Origin of the sequence: Roseivirga echinicomitans, from assembly GCF_001592935.1 — a bacterium.
Taxonomy (GTDB): Bacteria; Bacteroidota; Bacteroidia; order Cytophagales; family Cyclobacteriaceae; genus Roseivirga; species Roseivirga echinicomitans.
The window spans coordinates 1-16,760 of sequence record NZ_LRDB01000051.1 but is presented as its reverse complement, the minus strand read 5'-3'; the positions used below and the strand labels follow the sequence as shown (position 1 = coordinate 16,760).

The 16,760-nt window shown below is 40.9% G+C and carries 14 protein-coding genes; 7 read left to right on the top strand and 7 right to left on the bottom strand.

The window, feature by feature from the left end; translation table 11 throughout:
- Positions 1–2 precede the first annotated feature (2 nt).
- Positions 3–299, bottom strand: coding sequence for a hypothetical protein (locus tag AWN68_RS17315; RefSeq protein WP_068418631.1), 297 nt, complete (start codon positions 297–299; stop codon positions 3–5).
- Between the two features lie 393 nt (positions 300–692).
- Between AWN68_RS17315 and AWN68_RS17310 the strand changes: the two genes are divergently transcribed.
- The 3 genes from AWN68_RS17310 to lpdA are packed head-to-tail and all read left to right on the top strand — an operon-like array spanning position 693 to position 6,425.
- Positions 693–3,443: a 2-oxoglutarate dehydrogenase E1 component gene (locus AWN68_RS17310; protein ID WP_068418629.1), complete on the top strand. Its 2,751-nt coding sequence runs from the start codon at positions 693–695 to the stop codon at positions 3,441–3,443.
- Positions 3,444–3,449: 6 nt separating this feature from the next.
- The gene (gene odhB / locus AWN68_RS17305) at positions 3,450–4,994 is read left to right on the top strand and encodes a 2-oxoglutarate dehydrogenase complex dihydrolipoyllysine-residue succinyltransferase (RefSeq protein ID WP_068418626.1); all 1,545 of its coding nucleotides are present in this window, start codon (positions 3,450–3,452) and stop codon (positions 4,992–4,994) included.
- Between the two features lie 30 nt (positions 4,995–5,024).
- Complete coding sequence (gene lpdA / locus AWN68_RS17300; protein ID WP_068418623.1) at positions 5,025–6,425, top strand: dihydrolipoyl dehydrogenase; 1,401 nt, start codon at positions 5,025–5,027, stop codon at positions 6,423–6,425.
- Between the two features lie 87 nt (positions 6,426–6,512).
- Here the strand turns inward: lpdA and AWN68_RS17295 are convergent, their stop codons facing one another.
- Positions 6,513–6,938 (bottom strand): hypothetical protein, encoded by a 426-nt coding sequence (locus tag AWN68_RS17295; protein WP_068418620.1) that lies wholly within the window; start codon positions 6,936–6,938, stop codon positions 6,513–6,515.
- Positions 6,939–7,131: 193 nt separating this feature from the next.
- Between AWN68_RS17295 and carB the strand changes: the two genes are divergently transcribed.
- Both carB and AWN68_RS17285 read left to right on the top strand, forming a co-directional pair.
- On the top strand, positions 7,132–9,945 hold the full coding sequence (carB, locus tag AWN68_RS17290; protein WP_068418617.1) for a carbamoyl-phosphate synthase large subunit: 2,814 nt from the start codon (positions 7,132–7,134) through the stop codon (positions 9,943–9,945).
- Between the two features lie 6 nt (positions 9,946–9,951).
- Positions 9,952–10,188, top strand: coding sequence for a hypothetical protein (locus AWN68_RS17285; RefSeq protein ID WP_068418614.1), 237 nt, complete (start codon positions 9,952–9,954; stop codon positions 10,186–10,188).
- Between the two features lie 139 nt (positions 10,189–10,327).
- On the opposite strand, the gene AWN68_RS17280 is transcribed toward AWN68_RS17285, so the two are convergent.
- The 4 genes from AWN68_RS17280 to AWN68_RS17265 form a co-directional block, all read right to left on the bottom strand.
- A complete protein-coding gene (locus AWN68_RS17280; protein WP_068418611.1) occupies positions 10,328–11,524 on the bottom strand; it encodes a 6-bladed beta-propeller in 1,197 nt (398 codons plus the stop codon).
- A gap of 43 nt (positions 11,525–11,567) precedes the next feature.
- On the bottom strand, positions 11,568–12,245 hold the full coding sequence (locus AWN68_RS17275; protein ID WP_068418608.1) for a CPBP family intramembrane glutamic endopeptidase: 678 nt from the start codon (positions 12,243–12,245) through the stop codon (positions 11,568–11,570).
- 153 nt (positions 12,246–12,398) lie between these two features.
- Positions 12,399–13,478: a 3-oxoacyl-ACP synthase III family protein gene (locus AWN68_RS17270; RefSeq protein WP_068418606.1), complete on the bottom strand. Its 1,080-nt coding sequence runs from the start codon at positions 13,476–13,478 to the stop codon at positions 12,399–12,401.
- 10 nt (positions 13,479–13,488) lie between these two features.
- On the bottom strand, positions 13,489–14,088 hold the full coding sequence (locus AWN68_RS17265; protein ID WP_068418603.1) for a TetR/AcrR family transcriptional regulator: 600 nt from the start codon (positions 14,086–14,088) through the stop codon (positions 13,489–13,491).
- A 173-nt stretch (positions 14,089–14,261) separates the two neighbouring features.
- Between AWN68_RS17265 and accD the strand changes: the two genes are divergently transcribed.
- Positions 14,262–15,104: an acetyl-CoA carboxylase, carboxyltransferase subunit beta gene (accD, locus tag AWN68_RS17260; RefSeq protein ID WP_068418600.1), complete on the top strand. Its 843-nt coding sequence runs from the start codon at positions 14,262–14,264 to the stop codon at positions 15,102–15,104.
- 135 nt (positions 15,105–15,239) lie between these two features.
- Here accD and AWN68_RS17255 read toward each other — a convergent pair whose 3' ends face one another.
- Positions 15,240–15,458, bottom strand: a complete 219-nt coding sequence (locus AWN68_RS17255) for a PLDc N-terminal domain-containing protein (protein WP_068418597.1) — start codon at positions 15,456–15,458, stop codon at positions 15,240–15,242.
- A 234-nt stretch (positions 15,459–15,692) separates the two neighbouring features.
- On the opposite strand from AWN68_RS17255, the gene AWN68_RS17250 reads away from it, so the two are divergent.
- Positions 15,693–16,670 (top strand): radical SAM protein, encoded by a 978-nt coding sequence (locus AWN68_RS17250; RefSeq protein WP_068418594.1) that lies wholly within the window; start codon positions 15,693–15,695, stop codon positions 16,668–16,670.
- Positions 16,671–16,760: the final 90 nt, after the last annotated feature.

The following is a 16,760-nucleotide window of genomic DNA, read 5'->3' as shown; positions in this document are numbered from 1 at the left end:
ACTTAATTATTACTGTAATCTCCTTGAGTATCAGCATGTAAATTCCCATTCCCTGCACAAGGCCCAGAATTTGCCCCATAAGTACCAACTGGCATACATCTAGATGTATCAACATCGCCCTGGAATTCAATATGGGTTTCCCCATTTATAACACAAACACCCCCTTGCGGTACTTCACCACCTCCAACGTAAACCCCAGAGTATATACAATAAGTCCATACATCAGGGCGATAATTAAAAGCAAATAAGCTAACTGTTAGAACAAGCCCCATCCCCATAATTAAAAATTTCTTTTTCATAATTATTCTTGATAAAAGTAAAACATGAGTTAAACGTAAATACAAAATTCGAAAAATCAAAAAGTTATATAAAGATTATATTTTGCATTATATATATTTTATTTACATTCAATAATGTATTATAGCATATATATTATATGTAAAGAATAATTAACTACTTGAGAAAAGGACAAGTACTTTCAACACATCATCCAGTAATCCAAAATGGCTACCTATTCTCACATAGAAGATATCTTCCGCCACAAACACAACTATAAGCTCCCAAATACGATAAAGAACAAAAACAGCTTCTCGAAACATAAAAACAAACATATTTATATAACCGCATAAGCGGTTTTTAATAACTACACTAAAGGTCTACCTTTGGTACTCATAAGAGGCAAACACCTGTTCATGGATAATTATTCTTATTTAAGCAATGCAGATCCTAAGGCTTTAGAAGCTCTTTATCAGCAATTCAAAAATGACCCCAACAGTATTGACGAGGGTTGGAAAAAATTCTTCGAAGGTTTTGAGTTCGCTCAAACGGAGTATCCAATGCTGCCAAATGGTCAAGCAGCGGGCGCTAGTCAAACTGCTACTGGTAGCAATACCGTTTCAGACAAAGAGGTTCAGGTAAGAAACCTGATCCACGCTTACAGAACCAGAGCGCACCTAAGATCTAAAACCAACCCAGTTAGGGAAAGAAAAGACAGAAAGCCAATTCTTGAATTGGCCGACTTCAACCTTAACGAGGCGGATTTAGATACTTTATTTATTTCTGGTGAAGAATTGGGGATCGGTAAAGCGCCTTTAAGGAAAATCATTGAAACGCTTAAATTCATATATGAAGGGACTGTCGGTTTCGAATACATGTATGTGCGTGATCCTGAAAAACTAAAGTGGCTCAGAGAAAAAATTGAAAAAGATGCGCTTTCATTTAAGCCGTCTCATGCGCAGCGCGAAAGAATTCTAAGCAAACTCAACGAGGCCGTAGTTTTCGAGAACTTCCTTCACACCAAATATTTAGGCCAGAAGAGATTCTCTTTAGAAGGTGGTGAAACTACAATTGCCGCTTTGGATGCCATTATTAATAAAGGTGCCGAACTTGGTGTTAAAGAAGTAATGATTGGAATGGCCCACCGTGGTCGCTTAAACGTTTTGGCCAACATCATGGGCAAAACCTATGAGCAAATCTTTAGTGAATTTGAAGGAAATTCTACACCAGACCTCACCATGGGTGATGGTGACGTTAAGTATCATATGGGCTTCTCAAGCCAAGTTACTGCGGTAAACGGTGAAAAAGTGGAGCTTAAACTTGCGCCTAACCCTTCTCACTTAGAAGCGGTAAATCCAGTGGTTGAAGGCTTCGTAAGGGCCAAAGGTGACGAGGAATACAATAGAGATCGTACTAAAATATTACCAATACTTGTTCATGGTGATGCTGCTGTTGCCGCACAAGGTATTGTATATGAGGTAACTCAAATGGGCAACTTGGAAGGCTACAATACAGGCGGAACCATCCACTTTGTAATTAACAACCAAGTTGGCTTTACTACCGACTTTGACGATGCTCGTTCAAGTATTTACTCTACAGATGTAGCGAAAATTATTGACGCCCCCGTGCTTCATGTTAATGGTGACGATCCTGAAGCAGTAGTTTTCTGTGTTCAGTTTGCTACAGAATACAGACAAAAATTTGGTGAAGATATTTTTGTGGACATGGTTTGCTACCGTAGACACGGCCACAATGAAAGTGACGAACCTAAGTTCACACAGCCTTCCTTGTATAATATCATTTCAAAACACCCGAACCCACGCGAGGTGTATAACAAACAGTTGATCGAAAAAGGAGAGATCGAAGGAGCTTTGGCCAAGAAGTTAGACAAAGAATTCAGAAGCCTGCTTCAAGACCGATTGAATTTGGTGAAGCAAAAGCCGCTACCTTATGTATACCAAGCCTTAGAAGAAGAATGGCGAAATTTGCGAAGATCAACTCCTGAGGATTTTGAACAGTCACCAGAAACTGGAATTTCAAGTGATACTTTAAAGAAGGTCGCTGATGCTCTTACTACCATTCCAAAAGGATTCAAGCCCTTAAAGCAGATAGAAAAGCAGTTGAAGCAACGTAAAGACATGTTCTTTAAAGACAAGTCTTTGAACTGGGCAGCAGGTGAACTTTTGGCTTATGGATCACTTTTGCTGGATGGCAAAAAAGTACGTTTAACAGGCCAGGATGTTCAAAGAGGAACATTCTCGCACAGACATGCCGTGTTACACGATGCAAGCACGAACGAAGCATATAACAGCTTAAACAATATTGGTGCGGACAATGAATTCGAAATTTACAACTCCCTACTTTCTGAGTTTGGTGTAATGGGTTTTGAGTTTGGATACGCGATGGCCAATCCGAATGCACTTACTTTATGGGAAGGTCAATTCGGTGATTTTGCCAACGGTGCCCAAGTAATGGTAGATCAGTTCATTTCATGTTCTGAAACCAAATGGCAGCGCATGAATGGTTTAGTACTTCTTCTTCCTCATGGTTATGAAGGCCAAGGCCCGGAGCATTCAAATGCAAGACCTGAACGCTACTTACAATTGAGTGCTGAATACAACATGGTAGTGGCCAATATTACCACGCCTGCCAACTTCTTCCATGCATTGAGAAGACAGTTGACATGGGAATTCAGAAAACCATTGGTGATTATGTCTCCAAAATCTCTATTGCGTCACCCAAAGGTGGTTTCACCAATAGAAGACTTTACTTCAGGTCGTTTCCAAGAGGTAATTGGCGATGATTACGTAACTGCTAAATCTGTAAAACGCGTGCTCCTTTGTTCTGGGAAAATCTATTACGATCTACTTGAACGCCAAGAAGCTGAAAAGCGTAAAGATGTAGCCATTGTTAGGGTAGAGCAAATTCAGCCATTCCCAACGACACAGGTAAACGCAATCCTGAGCCAATATAAAGGAGCAGAAGTTTTCTGGGTACAAGAAGAACCTGAAAACATGGGTTACTGGTGTTTTGTACTAAGGGCCTACAAAGACACAGCTCTTACATTAATATCTCGTAAAGCGAGTGCTTCGCCTGCTACAGGTTATGCCAAAGTACACGCTGCCGAGCAACAAAAATTAGTCGATCAAGCTTTCGCAAAAAATTAAGAAATCATGAGTCTTGAAATCAAAGTACCTACCGTTGGAGAGTCAATAACCGAGGTTACAATTGCCCAATGGTTCAAAAAAGAAGGTGAGTCTGTGGAAATGGATGAAGTTATTTGTGAGCTGGAATCAGACAAAGCCACATTTGAACTGAATGCCGAAGCCGCAGGCAAATTGCACATTATCGCCCAAGAAGGTGACACGCTAGAAATTGGCGCTACCATCTGTGAAATTGATACAGATGCAGCTGGAAGCAGTGCCCCTGCACCAGAAAAGGATTCAGCCAAGGAAGCTCCAAAAGCTGAAGCCAAAGAAAGTGCTGGACCAAAACCTACTGGTGAAACCAAGGAAATGATTGTGCCTACTGTTGGTGAATCGATTACTGAGGTCACCATTTCTAGCTGGCTGAAAAACACTGGCGATTATGTAGAACTTGACGAGATTATTGCAGAAGTAGATTCGGATAAAGCAACTTTTGAATTACCTGCCGAAGCATCTGGTATACTTACCATTATTGCAGAAGAAGGCGACACTATCGAAATCGGTGCAACGATTTGTAAAATTGAAGTGACGGAAGGCGGTGCGCCACAAGCAGAGGCTAAAGCTACAACGAGTTCAGCTCCAACTTCTCAATCTTCTTCTCAAGATCAAACTTATGCCACAGGCCATGCCTCTCCGGCAGCGGCTAAAATTTTAGCTGAAAAAGGAATTGATCCTAAATCAGTAAAAGGAACGGGCGTAGACGGCAGGATCACCAAAGAAGATGCTGAAAGTGCTCAGAAATCTGCACCAGCACCTAAAGCGCCTGAAAGCAAAAAAGAAGATTCAGCTCCAGCGATTAGTGTTCCAGGCGGACGTAACGAGAGCAGAGAGCGCATGTCGGCTTTAAGAAAAACAGTAGCGAAGCGTTTGGTTTCGGTGAAAAACGAAACTGCCATGCTCACTACCTTCAACGAAGTGAACATGAAGCCTATCATGGACATTCGTAAGAAATACAAAGAGTCATTCAAAGCCAAACATGAAATTGGTTTGGGTTTTATGTCATTCTTTACCAAAGCGGTAACCATGGCTGCCAAAGATTGGCCAGCAGTAAATGCTCAGATCGATGGTAACGAAATCATTTATCACGATTTCGTGGATGTTTCTATTGCGGTATCAGCACCAAAAGGTTTGATGGTTCCTGTAATCAGAAATGCCGAAAGCATGACCTTCGACCAAATTGAAAAAGAAGTGATGAGGTTGGCCTTGAAGGCAAGAGATGGTAAACTTACCATTGAAGAAATGACTGGAGGAACCTTCACCATTACCAACGGAGGTGTTTTCGGTTCTATGCTTTCCACTCCAATTATCAACTCTCCACAATCAGCTATTTTGGGAATGCACAACATTGTGGAACGTCCAATGGCAGTAAACGGTCAGGTTGAAATTCTTCCAATTATGTACTTAGCCCTTTCTTACGATCACCGTATTGTGGACGGAAGAGAGTCAGTGAGCTTCTTGGTAAGGGTAAAAGAATTGCTCGAAGATCCAACCAGACTATTATTAGGAGTATAAATCTAAAATCAAACATCCAAAATCGTAGATATGAAATATGATGTAACAGTGATTGGTTCGGGTCCTGGCGGTTATGTAGCAGCTATTCGTTGCGCTCAGCTAGGAATGAAAGTGGCCATCATCGAAAAATACGATACATTAGGCGGAACTTGCTTAAACGTAGGTTGTATTCCTTCAAAAGCATTACTCGATTCCTCAGAGCATTACCATAACGCAGCGCACACCTTCAAAACGCACGGCATTGAATTAGACAACCTTCAGGTAAATCTAAAACAAATGATCGACCGTAAGGCAGGTGTTGTAACAGATAACGTAAACGGTATCGCCTTCTTAATGAAGAAGAATAAAATTGATGTTCACACTGGTCTTGGTTCATTTATAGACAAAAATAACATCAAGGTTACCGATAAAGACGGCAAAGAAACCAAGCTTGAAACTGATAAAGTAATCATCGCTACAGGCTCAAAACCTTCTTCGCTTCCATTCATCAAAATTGATAAAAAGCGTGTCATCACTTCTACCGAAGCCTTAGAGCTTAAAGAGATACCAAAGCACTTGATCGTTATTGGCGGTGGTGTAATTGGAATGGAATTAGGTTCGGTGTATGCCCGTTTGGGTGCCGAAGTATCTGTAGTAGAATACATGGATTCGCTTATCCCGACTATGGACAGTACTATGGGACGTGAGTTGAAGAAATCGTTGAAAAAGCTCGGCTTCAACTTCTACCTAGGTCATAAAGTAACCGAAGTAAAGGGCACAACGAAAAACGTAACCGTTAAAGCTGAAAACAAGAAAGGCGAAACAGTTGAATTGAATGCAGATTACTGCTTGGTTTCAATTGGAAGAAAGCCTTACACTGAAGGTTTGGGCTTAGAGAACATTGGCATTACGCCAGATGATCGCGGTCGAATCGAAGTAGATGAGCATTTAAAAACCAAAGTGGATAACGTTTACGCCATTGGTGATGTCATCAAAGGTGCCATGCTAGCCCATAAGGCTGAAGAGGAAGGTGTTTTCGTAGCGGAAACTATGATGGGCCAAAAGCCGCACATCAACTACAACCTAATTCCAGGTGTGGTGTATACTTGGCCAGAAGTAGCAGCCGTAGGCTATACTGAAGAGCAGTTGAAGGAAAAAGGAGTTGAATACAAAACTGGTTCATTTCCTTTCAAAGCTTCAGGTAGAGCTAGAGCTTCAATGGACACTGATGGTTTAGTAAAAGTATTAGCCGATAAGAATACAGACGAAATTCTAGGTGTACATATGATTGGCCCAAGAACAGCAGATATGATTGCTGAGGCAGTTGTTGCTATGGAGTTCAGAGCAAGTGCCGAAGACATTGCAAGAATGTCGCATGCGCACCCAACCTATACGGAAGCATTTAAGGAGGCTTGTTTAGCTGCAACCGACAATAGAGCGTTGCATATCTAAGCAATAACCTAAATAGCATAGAACGAAAGAAGGCCGTCATATGACGGCCTTCTTTATTTTTTAATTAAAAATCTTTAGTGTTCTAATTTAATTCGATTTCCTTGTTCCTTGAACTGGGAATGAGTCAGCACCCATATTTACATAGCCCGACATACTATCGCCATCAAAAGAACCTTCAATATTGGCGGTAGTACCCATTACATCAATGGCTCCAGAAAAAGCTTTTCCTACTACAGTGAATCCAGAAACATTCAGTGTGCCAAATTGGTCTGTTTCCATTACAGCTGCATAAAGACCATTGTCTCCAGTAATTCGCATAATACCATAACTATCAGTGTCAGGCGTTTGCACGCTATAGTCCCAAACGCCTCTTGGGTCATAAGCCTTTTCCTTGGCTTTCTTCTCAACCTTAGCTGTATCATTAGCCGTTGCCTTACCTGATGCGCAGCCCACAATAGAAATTGCCAAAAGCAAGCTCAATGTAAGTGTTAAAAGTGATTTCAAATTTTTCATAGTGTTGTTTTATTAGCATAGAATATTAATCTGAATTTAAACTTTTTTTCCCTGCAATTGGGCCAAAACTTCCATAAAATCATTCACAGATGCCAAATATTAGAATTAGCCTCTTCTTGGTTTTGATTATAAGTTTTACGCCATAACTTTGTGCCAATTTACACCCTAGTAAAACCGCACGTACCTCTTACAAATGCCTAAAGACAATAGCATAAAATCTGTCCTCATCATCGGAAGTGGGCCTATCATCATCGGACAAGCTTGTGAATTTGATTATTCTGGTACTCAAGCTTCAAAATCATTAAGGGAAGAAGGAATCGAGGTAACCCTCATCAATTCCAATCCTGCCACAATCATGACCGATCCGGTAACGGCCGATAATGTTTATCTGAAACCTTTAACCAAAAGGTCGATCATTGAAATTCTAGAAAAACATCAAATTGATGCAGTACTTCCTACAATGGGAGGCCAAACCGCACTCAATTTGGCGATTGACTGTGACAAAGCCGGAATTTGGAAAAAGTATGATGTTAGAATTATTGGCGTAGACATTAATGCCATCGAAACCACTGAAGATCGTGAGAAATTCAGGTTGAAGATGCAGGAAATCGATGTTAACGTTTGTAAAGGAGAGACCGCAACTTCATTCTTAAAAGGAAAAGAAATTGCACAAGAAATTGGCTTTCCGCTCGTAATTCGTCCTTCCTATACATTAGGAGGTTATGGTGGTGGTTTTGTCAACACCCAAGAAGAATTTGACGCTGCGCTAACGCATGGCTTAAATGCTTCACCAATTCACGAAGTACTGGTAGAGCAAAGTATTTTGGGTTGGAAAGAATACGAACTTGAATTACTAAGAGACAATATTGGCAACGTCATCATCATCTGTTCTATTGAGAACTTTGATCCGATGGGCGTGCATACTGGCGATTCAATTACTGTGGCGCCTGCCATGACCTTACCAGACACGACTTACCAAGAAATGCGTGACTTGGCCATCAAAATGATGAACGCCATTGGGCAGTTTGCTGGAGGTTGTAATGTACAATTCTCGGTTAATCCAGAAGACGACACCATTGTTGGTATCGAAATCAACCCTCGTGTTTCGAGGTCTTCGGCATTAGCATCTAAAGCTACGGGTTACCCAATTGCGAAAATTGCCGCTAAGTTGGCCATTGGTTACAACTTAGATGAATTGAAAAACCAGATTACAAAAACCACATCGGCCTTCTTCGAGCCAGCATTGGATTATGTAATCGTGAAAATACCACGTTGGAACTTTGACAAATTCAAAGGTTCTGACAGAAAACTTGGCTTGCAAATGAAGTCGGTAGGTGAAGCCATGGGAATTGGCCGAAACTTCCAAGAAGCACTTCAAAAAGCATGTCAATCATTAGAAATCAAGCGTAATGGATTAGGAGCCGATGGCAAGGAATTAAAAGACCAAGCCGCCCTACTCTACAGCTTAGAAAACCCAAGCTGGGATAGACTTTTCCATATCTATGATGCCTTCAAACTTGGGATTCCTTTAAAAACCATCCAGAGGAAAACGAAAATCGACAAGTGGTTCCTTCAGCAAATTGAAGAAATGATCCAGTTGGAAGATGAAATTGAAAAGCACAACCTTCAATCTTTACCTGAAAGCCTGCTAAGAATGGCCAAGGAAAAAGGTTATGCCGACAGACAAATCGCGCATTTGATTAAATGTCTTGAAAGCGAGGTTTTCAATAAAAGACACGAAATGGGCATCAAACGAGTGTACAAGCTCGTGGACACCTGCGCAGCTGAGTTCGAAGCCCAAACGCCATACTACTACTCGTCTTTCGATGAAGAAAACGAATCGATTAGCAGTGACAAGAAAAAGGTGATCATTCTAGGTTCGGGACCTAACCGTATCGGACAAGGAATTGAATTTGATTACTCATGCGTTCACGGCTTATTGGCCGCCAAAGAATGTGGTTACGAAACCATCATGATCAACTGTAACCCTGAAACGGTTTCTACAGATTTTGATGTAGCAGATAAACTCTACTTCGAACCAGTTTTCTGGGAACACATTTACGACATCATTCTTCATGAAAAACCAGAAGGTGTAATTGTTCAATTGGGCGGGCAAACTGCCTTGAAATTGGCAGAGAAACTTGATCGTTACGGGATCAAAATCATCGGCACAAGTTACGATGCCCTTGATTTGGCAGAAGACCGCGGTCGTTTCTCAGAGCTATTGGCCGAAAACAACATTCCTTACCCTAAGTTCGGTGTAATTGAAGACGCTGACGAAGCCATAGAGCTTTCGAAGATCTTGGGCTTCCCATTGCTAGTGCGTCCTTCTTACGTGCTAGGAGGCCAGAGCATGAAGATCGTGATCAACGAGCAAGAGCTTGAAGAGCACGTCATCAACATCCTAAAGGACATCCCTGGTAACCGCGTGTTGCTGGATCACTTCTTAGAAAATGCGATTGAGGCGGAAGCCGATGCCATTTGTGATGGAGAAGATGTTTACATCATAGGAATTATGGAACACATTGAACCCGCTGGAATTCACTCTGGTGACTCATATGCTGTGCTTCCTCCTTATAGTCTTGGTGATTTTATTATCAGACAAATTGAGGCACACACTAAGAAAATTGCACTTGCGCTCAACACTGTTGGGCTGATCAATATTCAGTTCGCCATAAAAAATGATAAAGTTTATATCATTGAAGCGAACCCAAGGGCATCGAGAACCGTTCCGTTTATAGGTAAAGCCTACCAAGAGCCATATGTGAAGTACGCTACAATGGTAATGTTGGGTGAGAAAAAGATCAAAGACTTTGATTTCAAGCCAGTTAAGAAAGGCTACGCCATTAAAGAACCGGTTTTCTCATTCCATAAATTCCCGAACGTGAACAAGGAACTTGGGCCAGAGATGAAGTCTACTGGTGAGGCCATTTACTTTATAGAAGATCTCATGGATGATTATTTCTTGGAGATCTACTCAAAAAGGAATTTGTACCTAAGCAGGTAAAGCAATATGTTAAAGTTTTTATTCTTCGTAATTCTAATTGGCTGGATTATCCGCAATGTGCTCCGCTTCTTTGTAGCGGGCCTAACAGGTCAGCAGAGGACTGCTGGTGCTCGCCAACAGCAGACTCAACAACATCGTCCCGAAGGGAAAATCAATGTTGATTATGCACCTAAGAATACGAAAGAAAAATCCTCTGACAATTTCAGAGGTGGAGAATATGTAGATTACGAAGAGGTGGACTAATCCACCTCTTTTTTTTATACTTATCTCTGCATTTGCATAACTAGTCTTAGCGTCTCGCTGAGACTATAACCCTACTAAACATAGAGATTTTTAGGTCGCAGCGAGACGCTAAGACCAGTGGGAGTGTAAATGGAATCAATTAATCCACCTCTATTTCGTTCACCTTTTTAAACTTCACAAACCACAACAAAGGAATTTCTTCCTTGCCAATTGAATCCACCATCCTCTTTTGCTGCGCTGTTAACTTGTCCATATCCAGTAATCCAGACAAAAGTTGAGAGTTATAGCTTGTAACAAAATATCCATCGTGCGAAGCGAAAAAGCTAAGGTAGCCATTATCTCCTCGATCATTCTTAATGGCAGAACTGAAGGTCATCACTTTTTTGGTTTGCATATCATATAATGCTGGCTGATACTCTTTTCTATTGGAAGATAAAAAGAAAATACTCTGATCCGTTTCTTGCAGCGCGCCTCCATGAATTGCCCAATAATCCTTTTCTGCGATAATCTCTCGAACCCTTTGAGAAGTAAGAGATGGATCCGTAATGTAAGTATCAATAAAATCTTCGGGCATAGCATCGACTCCAAAATCGAAACGATATGCGATTTCGGCTTCGCCTGACTCAAACTTCCATACGTCATGAGAGTACACCCCAACCGCTAAAGGTGTTTTAGAAGCACTAAAATGACTATACATGCCTGTTGAGTTTTCTGTCCTAACGGCTTTATTAAAAGGCTCATATACTGCTACCATATTCGCATTGCTGTCCAGAACCATTGACCTGGTCGTAACATCATCAAAAACACCATGCAAATCTGGATAAATTGCGAATTGAGAGTTGCCCACATAGGCCATATCACTAATATAAACATATGAAAAGGTCGATTTTACTTCTCTTATGAAATCTCCTTGCATATCGAACCACAGAAACTTACCTGGAGCCGCAAGAATTATTTGGTTATTATCATCGTCATAGGCCATACTGAATATTTCCTGATACTCACCAGGCCCATTCCCTTTTTGGTCAATCTTAAAAAGGAAATTGCCTTCCTCATCAAAAGCCATTACTTTATGATTTCTTCTATCCAAAATCAATATTTCCTCTTTCGCAAAAAGGACTTTTGACGCTTCTGAGAAAAGGGCCTCTTCACTGGCTTCAAGTTGAACAAAATAGACATCTTCAATTAAAGCATCCAAAGTGCCTTCATAACGTTCGGCATTAGCAACATCAATAATTTTTATACCACCATCTGTTTGGGTTTCAGTAGACGAAGGATTACTAGTACAGGCAGAAAGAAAAAGAAATATTAGAAAGGAATAAAAAAGTGGTTTCATGGGTGGTTGCTAAAGGTTTACTTAAGACTAACGCATTTTAAGACTATTCCTTCTTAAGATACTTAATAAATAACCAGGTAACCAAAGGCGGCACAAAAACAGAAATCACCAAACCCAAAATCATGATTGCTCCTTCTGGCTCAATTCCGCCAGTGGCCACCAAGGCTATTTCACCCAAAGGGCCTTTAGAAAACAGTCCGTTGTTGATCGCATTCCACCCAAGGTGAAGCCCAAAAGGAAGCATGATACTTTTTGTTTTGGCAAAAGCATATGCCCAAACCAAACCCATTAAGCCTGTCAGTAAAAACACGTAAATCATGGGCACTACATTCCCAAATGCCCCAAACGAAAACCAATGATAGGCGCCAAAAGCAATAGCGGAAATGAATACGCCTTTCTTACTGCCGAGTTTCTTGATCAGGATGTAAAGTAGAGCGCCTCGGTAAATCAGTTCTTCCGTAAATACGGATTTGAGATCGAACCAAAATGAATCGAGTAACAGCGTAAAATTGAATTGACTATTCAAAAGCCAAGTTTCTAATCTTAAACCTGCCAAAGCAAGGGTAACAGCGGAGCAAATGACAACGGAAACCAAAAAGCCCAAGCCAAACTGTTTGAGTTTTTTGACTACGGGGGTAAAGCCCAAAACCAACAGGCTCTTCTTTTCAAAAAGAAAGAGTATTAACCAGGATGCAAGAAGAATAATTAGAATGCCAAGCATAGCAACTACAAGTCTAAGGCATTCTTCTTTGAATAAAAAATGGGTTCATTGCTGAACCCATTTAAGTAATTTCTCTCTCTAGTCTTAGCGTCTCGCTAAGACTTCAACTTTTTTGGTCGCAGCGAGACGCTACCTACGGCCAGTGGGGCGCCTTTAAGGCACTTTATACACCATTGCATTAATATGCATTCCCGCACCCACAGAAGCAAAGACTAGAATGTCTTCTGAGTTGATTTGATGCCCTTCCAGTTCATTTCGTTGAATCAAATCCAACATTGTAGGAATCGTGGCTACTGAACTATTTCCCAAATCTTGGATAGTCATAGGCATAAACTCGGCCATTGGCTTTTCTTGTCCACAGATTTTGAAAAGCTTCTTTAAAATGGCCTCATCCATTTTTTCATTGGCTTGGTGGATCAAAATTTTATCTACGTCTTTTAACTCCACACCCGCTTTGTCCATTGCTGTTTTGATGGCTTCGGCTACGTTTACCAACGCGTATTCGTAAATCTTACGGCCTTTCATCTTGATAAAGCGCTTGCCGTTCTTCTTTTCAGGATGGAAAGTTTCGCCCATTTCTAAGTAACTCAATTCAACCGTAGCATCCGTTCTAGAACTCTGCGAAAGCACACCTCCATTAGTATCGGCTGAAACGCCTTGAAAAATAGTAGCGCCTGCTCCATCAGAGAAAATCATTGAATCACGGTCATGCACATCCACAATACGACTAATGGTTTCTGTACCCACCACCAAAACGTTTTTGGCATCACCCATTTTTATCATTTGGTACGCTTGGATACTTGATTGCAGCCAGCCTGGGCAACCAAAAACCACATCGTAACATGAAGTCGCTGGATTCTGAATATTGAGGTTATGCTTTACACGTGAGGCCAAGCTCGGCATCATGTCCGTGCGCTGCGTACCCACTTCCATATCTCCAAAATTGTGAGCTACAATAATATAGTCCAGCTCTTCAGCATCTATTGTACTATTGGCCAAAGCATTTTTAGCCGCAATCGTGGCCAAGTCAGACGCTTTTTGATCGTCATTGGCATAGCGCCTAGCTTTTATCCCAGTAATTCCTTCAAATTTCCGAATGATTTCAGCATTATCGGCTTCAAATTTCTCTCCGTTTTCCTGATAGAATTCAGAGTTAAGGAAATCTTCATTTTTAACTATACGTTCGGGAATACAGCTCCCCACTCCATTAATAATTACTTTGCAATCGCGCATAATTCACTTTTTAATTGTGTTTCACGGCATCCCAACAGGCTTCTGCAGCCTGATCTATCCTGTCGTCTGAAAGATTTTGATTGTTGTCAACATGTTGTTTGAGCAACGACACAATTGGTCCATATAGAAGCGCAATAATGGTATACAAAGGCAAGTCCTTCATCGCTTTAGCACGCTTTGATTCAATAAAGAACATCATCACGGGGGAGAGAATCATAAAAGACTCTTCTCTAGTAAGATTGCTCATATAGGGCGCGTAACGGTGCTGCTCAATAAAATTAAATTCCTTTGGGTGCTTCATAAAGTAATACACCATATTTTTCCACAGGTGCATAAAGCGTTCCTTGAAAGCACCTTCTTCACTATAATTATCGAGCATTGCTCGAATAATATCACGCTTAATCTCTTTGAAAAGTTCATTGATAAGCTCCTCTTTATTCTGAAAGTAGCGGTATATAGTACCCGCACCAACTCCAGCACGTTGTGCAATAATAGATATAGGCGTGCCATGAAAGCCCTGCTCCGAAATCAAATCCAGAGTAGTTCCTAAGATTAAAGAACGTTTATCAAGCTTATTTCCAAACATTTGTCTTGCGGAATGAACGTTCATTCCGCGCTACGAAGGAAAAGAGAAATGAATAAAAAAACAATGACTTTTTTGCTTTTCCTTCGCCCCACTAAGGTTTTATGAGAGGTTCTCACGATTAGGCTTTGGGCTACCACAGTTTTGACCTATTTTTGTTCCCTATTTATTTATAAAATTCAAGCTTAATAAGAACGCATATGTCTTGGTTTGAGAGAAAAGTTAAAGGGATTACCACCCCTACAGAACAGAAGAAAGATGCACCAGACGGTTTATGGTTCAAAACCCCTAACGGGAAGATTGTTCATACCCGCGAGCTTAAAAACAATGCATATGTAAGTCCAGAAGATGGTTTTCATGTGCGCATCGGTTCAAAAGAATACTTCGAAATAATTTTCGATAATAATAAATTCACTGAAATGGACGCCAAATTAACTTCTGGTGATCCGCTTAAGTTTGTTGACAGCAAGCCTTATCCAAAAAGGATTGTAGAAACGCAGGCCAAAACCCAATTGACAGACGCTGTTCGTTCAGCTCATGGCAAAATGAACGGGATTGACATTGTGGTTTCCTGCATGGACTTTGCCTTTATTGGAGGTTCGATGGGTTCTGTTGTGGGTGAGAAAATTGCAAGAGCAATTGACTTCGCCTTGGCCAACAAAATGCCTTTCTTGATGATTTCGAAATCAGGTGGAGCACGAATGATGGAAGCAGGTTATTCGTTAATGCAGATGGCAAAAACATCCGCCAAACTTGCTAGACTTGCCGAAGCAGGCATTCCTTACATTTCGTTATTGACCGATCCTACTACGGGTGGAGTAAGTGCTTCTTACGCCATGTTGGGCGACTTCAACATTGCTGAGCCAGGTTCATTAATCGGTTTCGCTGGCCCACGAATTATCCGCGATACGGTAGGTAAGGATTTACCAAAAGGCTTCCAAAGTGCTGAATTTGTACTCGATCATGGTTTCTTAGATTTCATTGTTGACCGCAGAGATTTGAAAAAGCAATTGACAACATTGTTGAGTATGTTGAATAATTAAATGCATATTTCTTAAAGCCCTTTGTGGGGTTTTACCCAACATGAGACGGTAAATATTAAACCAAAAAAAAATTTAGGCCTATGGAGTTTGAAATTCCATAGGCCTAAATTTTTAATAAGTAAATATTATTTCAGACTAGCGAGACTCAGACCTCCCCTTTATTCCATTTGGCAACAGATAGCTAACAAAATAGGCCGCACTCCCAAGTAATGGAAGGAAAACGGCAATTAATATCCAAAGAAGCTTATTACCAAAACCAATAGGCTGGCGCATAATTGACACAATAGTGATTGCTAGAATAACAATTACCAATACGGTTATTAGCGGCACGATATAAGGTGGGTATAAATTCATATCTAAAATTTATTTTTCTTCAGATTAATCATAAAAATAAGCATTATAAAAACAAAAAAGCGCATTGGTAGTACCACTTATTAGGCGACTGAGAATAAAGGTCAGAAATACACCTTCTATTTTCAGATATAAAAAAAGAACAACTTATGGCGAATGAGAAGCAGCCTTAATCAACTATTCATCTAAATCAAATACAGGCTTTTTGTTATTGTTCATTAAAGCTACTTTTAACCCATGCGGTTAATCTCCCATCCCATACTTTGCAATTACTACGTTACTTATCGCTGCAACGCGACTTGTAACTTTTGTGATATTTGGGAGAAGCCATCGCCTTATATCACGCTTGAAGATGCCAAACAAAATTTCAGCGACCTTAAAAAGCTAGGCGTTAAGGTGGTCGATTTTACGGGGGGTGAACCGCTACTCCACCGCGAATTACCCGAACTTCTCAAACTGGCAAGATCCTTTGGCCTGATTACCACCGTAACCACTAATGGCTTGCTCTACCCTAAGCGCGCAGAGTCGCTCAAAGGTTTGGTAGATATGCTCCATTTCTCACTCGATTACGCCAACAAAGAAAAGCATGACACCGCTCGTGGGGTAGCCTGTTTCGATACCGTCATGGAGTCCATTCAGCTGGCCAAAAGTTTGGGGGAAAGACCCGATATTCTGATGACGGTGTTTGAAGAAAACATTGATGAAATCGAAAAGATATATCAACAGATTACGCTTCCGAACAACCTTGTCCTCATTCTAAACCCAGTTTTTGAATATAACGAAGTCGAAACGGGGCCTTCGCTTTCTTCTTCAACCTTAGACCTTTTAGAAAAATGGGCCAAGCACAAAAACGTATACCTGAACGAAGGCTTTATCGAACTGAGGCGTGATGGCGGCAACCACATTGATAAACCAATTTGCAAAGCAGGTTCAACCACAATTGTGATTTCCCCTCAAAACGAATTGGTAATGCCCTGCTACCATTTGGGGATAGAAACCATTCCGATTGAAAACGATCTGTTTAATCTTTATCAGTCAGAAAAAGTGCAAGCCGCCATTGCTATGGAAGGCCGTTACGATGCCTGCGAAGGCTGTGCGATCAACTGTTATATGCAGCCCAGTTTTGCAGTTGAAATGAATAAGTATTGGTGGAAGGCGCTCCCCAGCACCCTCAAATACAACCGCATCAAAGGCACTTGGAAGCAGCTTTTTTGATTGCATTAATTTAATCTCCTTTCTTTTCCTGACCCTGAGACTTCAGGGAAGGATCTAAATTTTTCGATCCATGATTCTGTTTCTAGTTCC

Bases quoted from the DNA above. Each gene is read 5' to 3' on its own strand.
- AWN68_RS17310 (WP_068418629.1), top strand. From the start codon at position 693: ATGGATAATTATTCTTATTTAAGCAATGCAGATCCTAAGGCTTTAGAA.
- AWN68_RS17265 (WP_068418603.1), bottom strand. From the start codon at position 14,088: ATGAACGTTCATTCCGCAAGACAAATGTTTGGAAATAAGCTTGATAAA.
- odhB (WP_068418626.1), top strand. From the start codon at position 3,450: ATGAGTCTTGAAATCAAAGTACCTACCGTTGGAGAGTCAATAACCGAG.
- accD (WP_068418600.1), top strand. From the start codon at position 14,262: ATGTCTTGGTTTGAGAGAAAAGTTAAAGGGATTACCACCCCTACAGAA.
- AWN68_RS17255 (WP_068418597.1), bottom strand. From the start codon at position 15,458: ATGAATTTATACCCACCTTATATCGTGCCGCTAATAACCGTATTGGTA.
- AWN68_RS17285 (WP_068418614.1), top strand. From the start codon at position 9,952: ATGTTAAAGTTTTTATTCTTCGTAATTCTAATTGGCTGGATTATCCGC.
- carB (WP_068418617.1), top strand. From the start codon at position 7,132: ATGCCTAAAGACAATAGCATAAAATCTGTCCTCATCATCGGAAGTGGG.
- AWN68_RS17270 (WP_068418606.1), bottom strand. From the start codon at position 13,478: ATGCGCGATTGCAAAGTAATTATTAATGGAGTGGGGAGCTGTATTCCC.
- lpdA (WP_068418623.1), top strand. From the start codon at position 5,025: ATGAAATATGATGTAACAGTGATTGGTTCGGGTCCTGGCGGTTATGTA.
- AWN68_RS17250 (WP_068418594.1), top strand. From the start codon at position 15,693: ATGCGGTTAATCTCCCATCCCATACTTTGCAATTACTACGTTACTTAT.
- AWN68_RS17315 (WP_068418631.1), bottom strand. From the start codon at position 299: ATGAAAAAGAAATTTTTAATTATGGGGATGGGGCTTGTTCTAACAGTT.
- AWN68_RS17275 (WP_068418608.1), bottom strand. From the start codon at position 12,245: ATGCTTGGCATTCTAATTATTCTTCTTGCATCCTGGTTAATACTCTTT.
- AWN68_RS17280 (WP_068418611.1), bottom strand. From the start codon at position 11,524: ATGAAACCACTTTTTTATTCCTTTCTAATATTTCTTTTTCTTTCTGCC.
- AWN68_RS17295 (WP_068418620.1), bottom strand. From the start codon at position 6,938: ATGAAAAATTTGAAATCACTTTTAACACTTACATTGAGCTTGCTTTTG.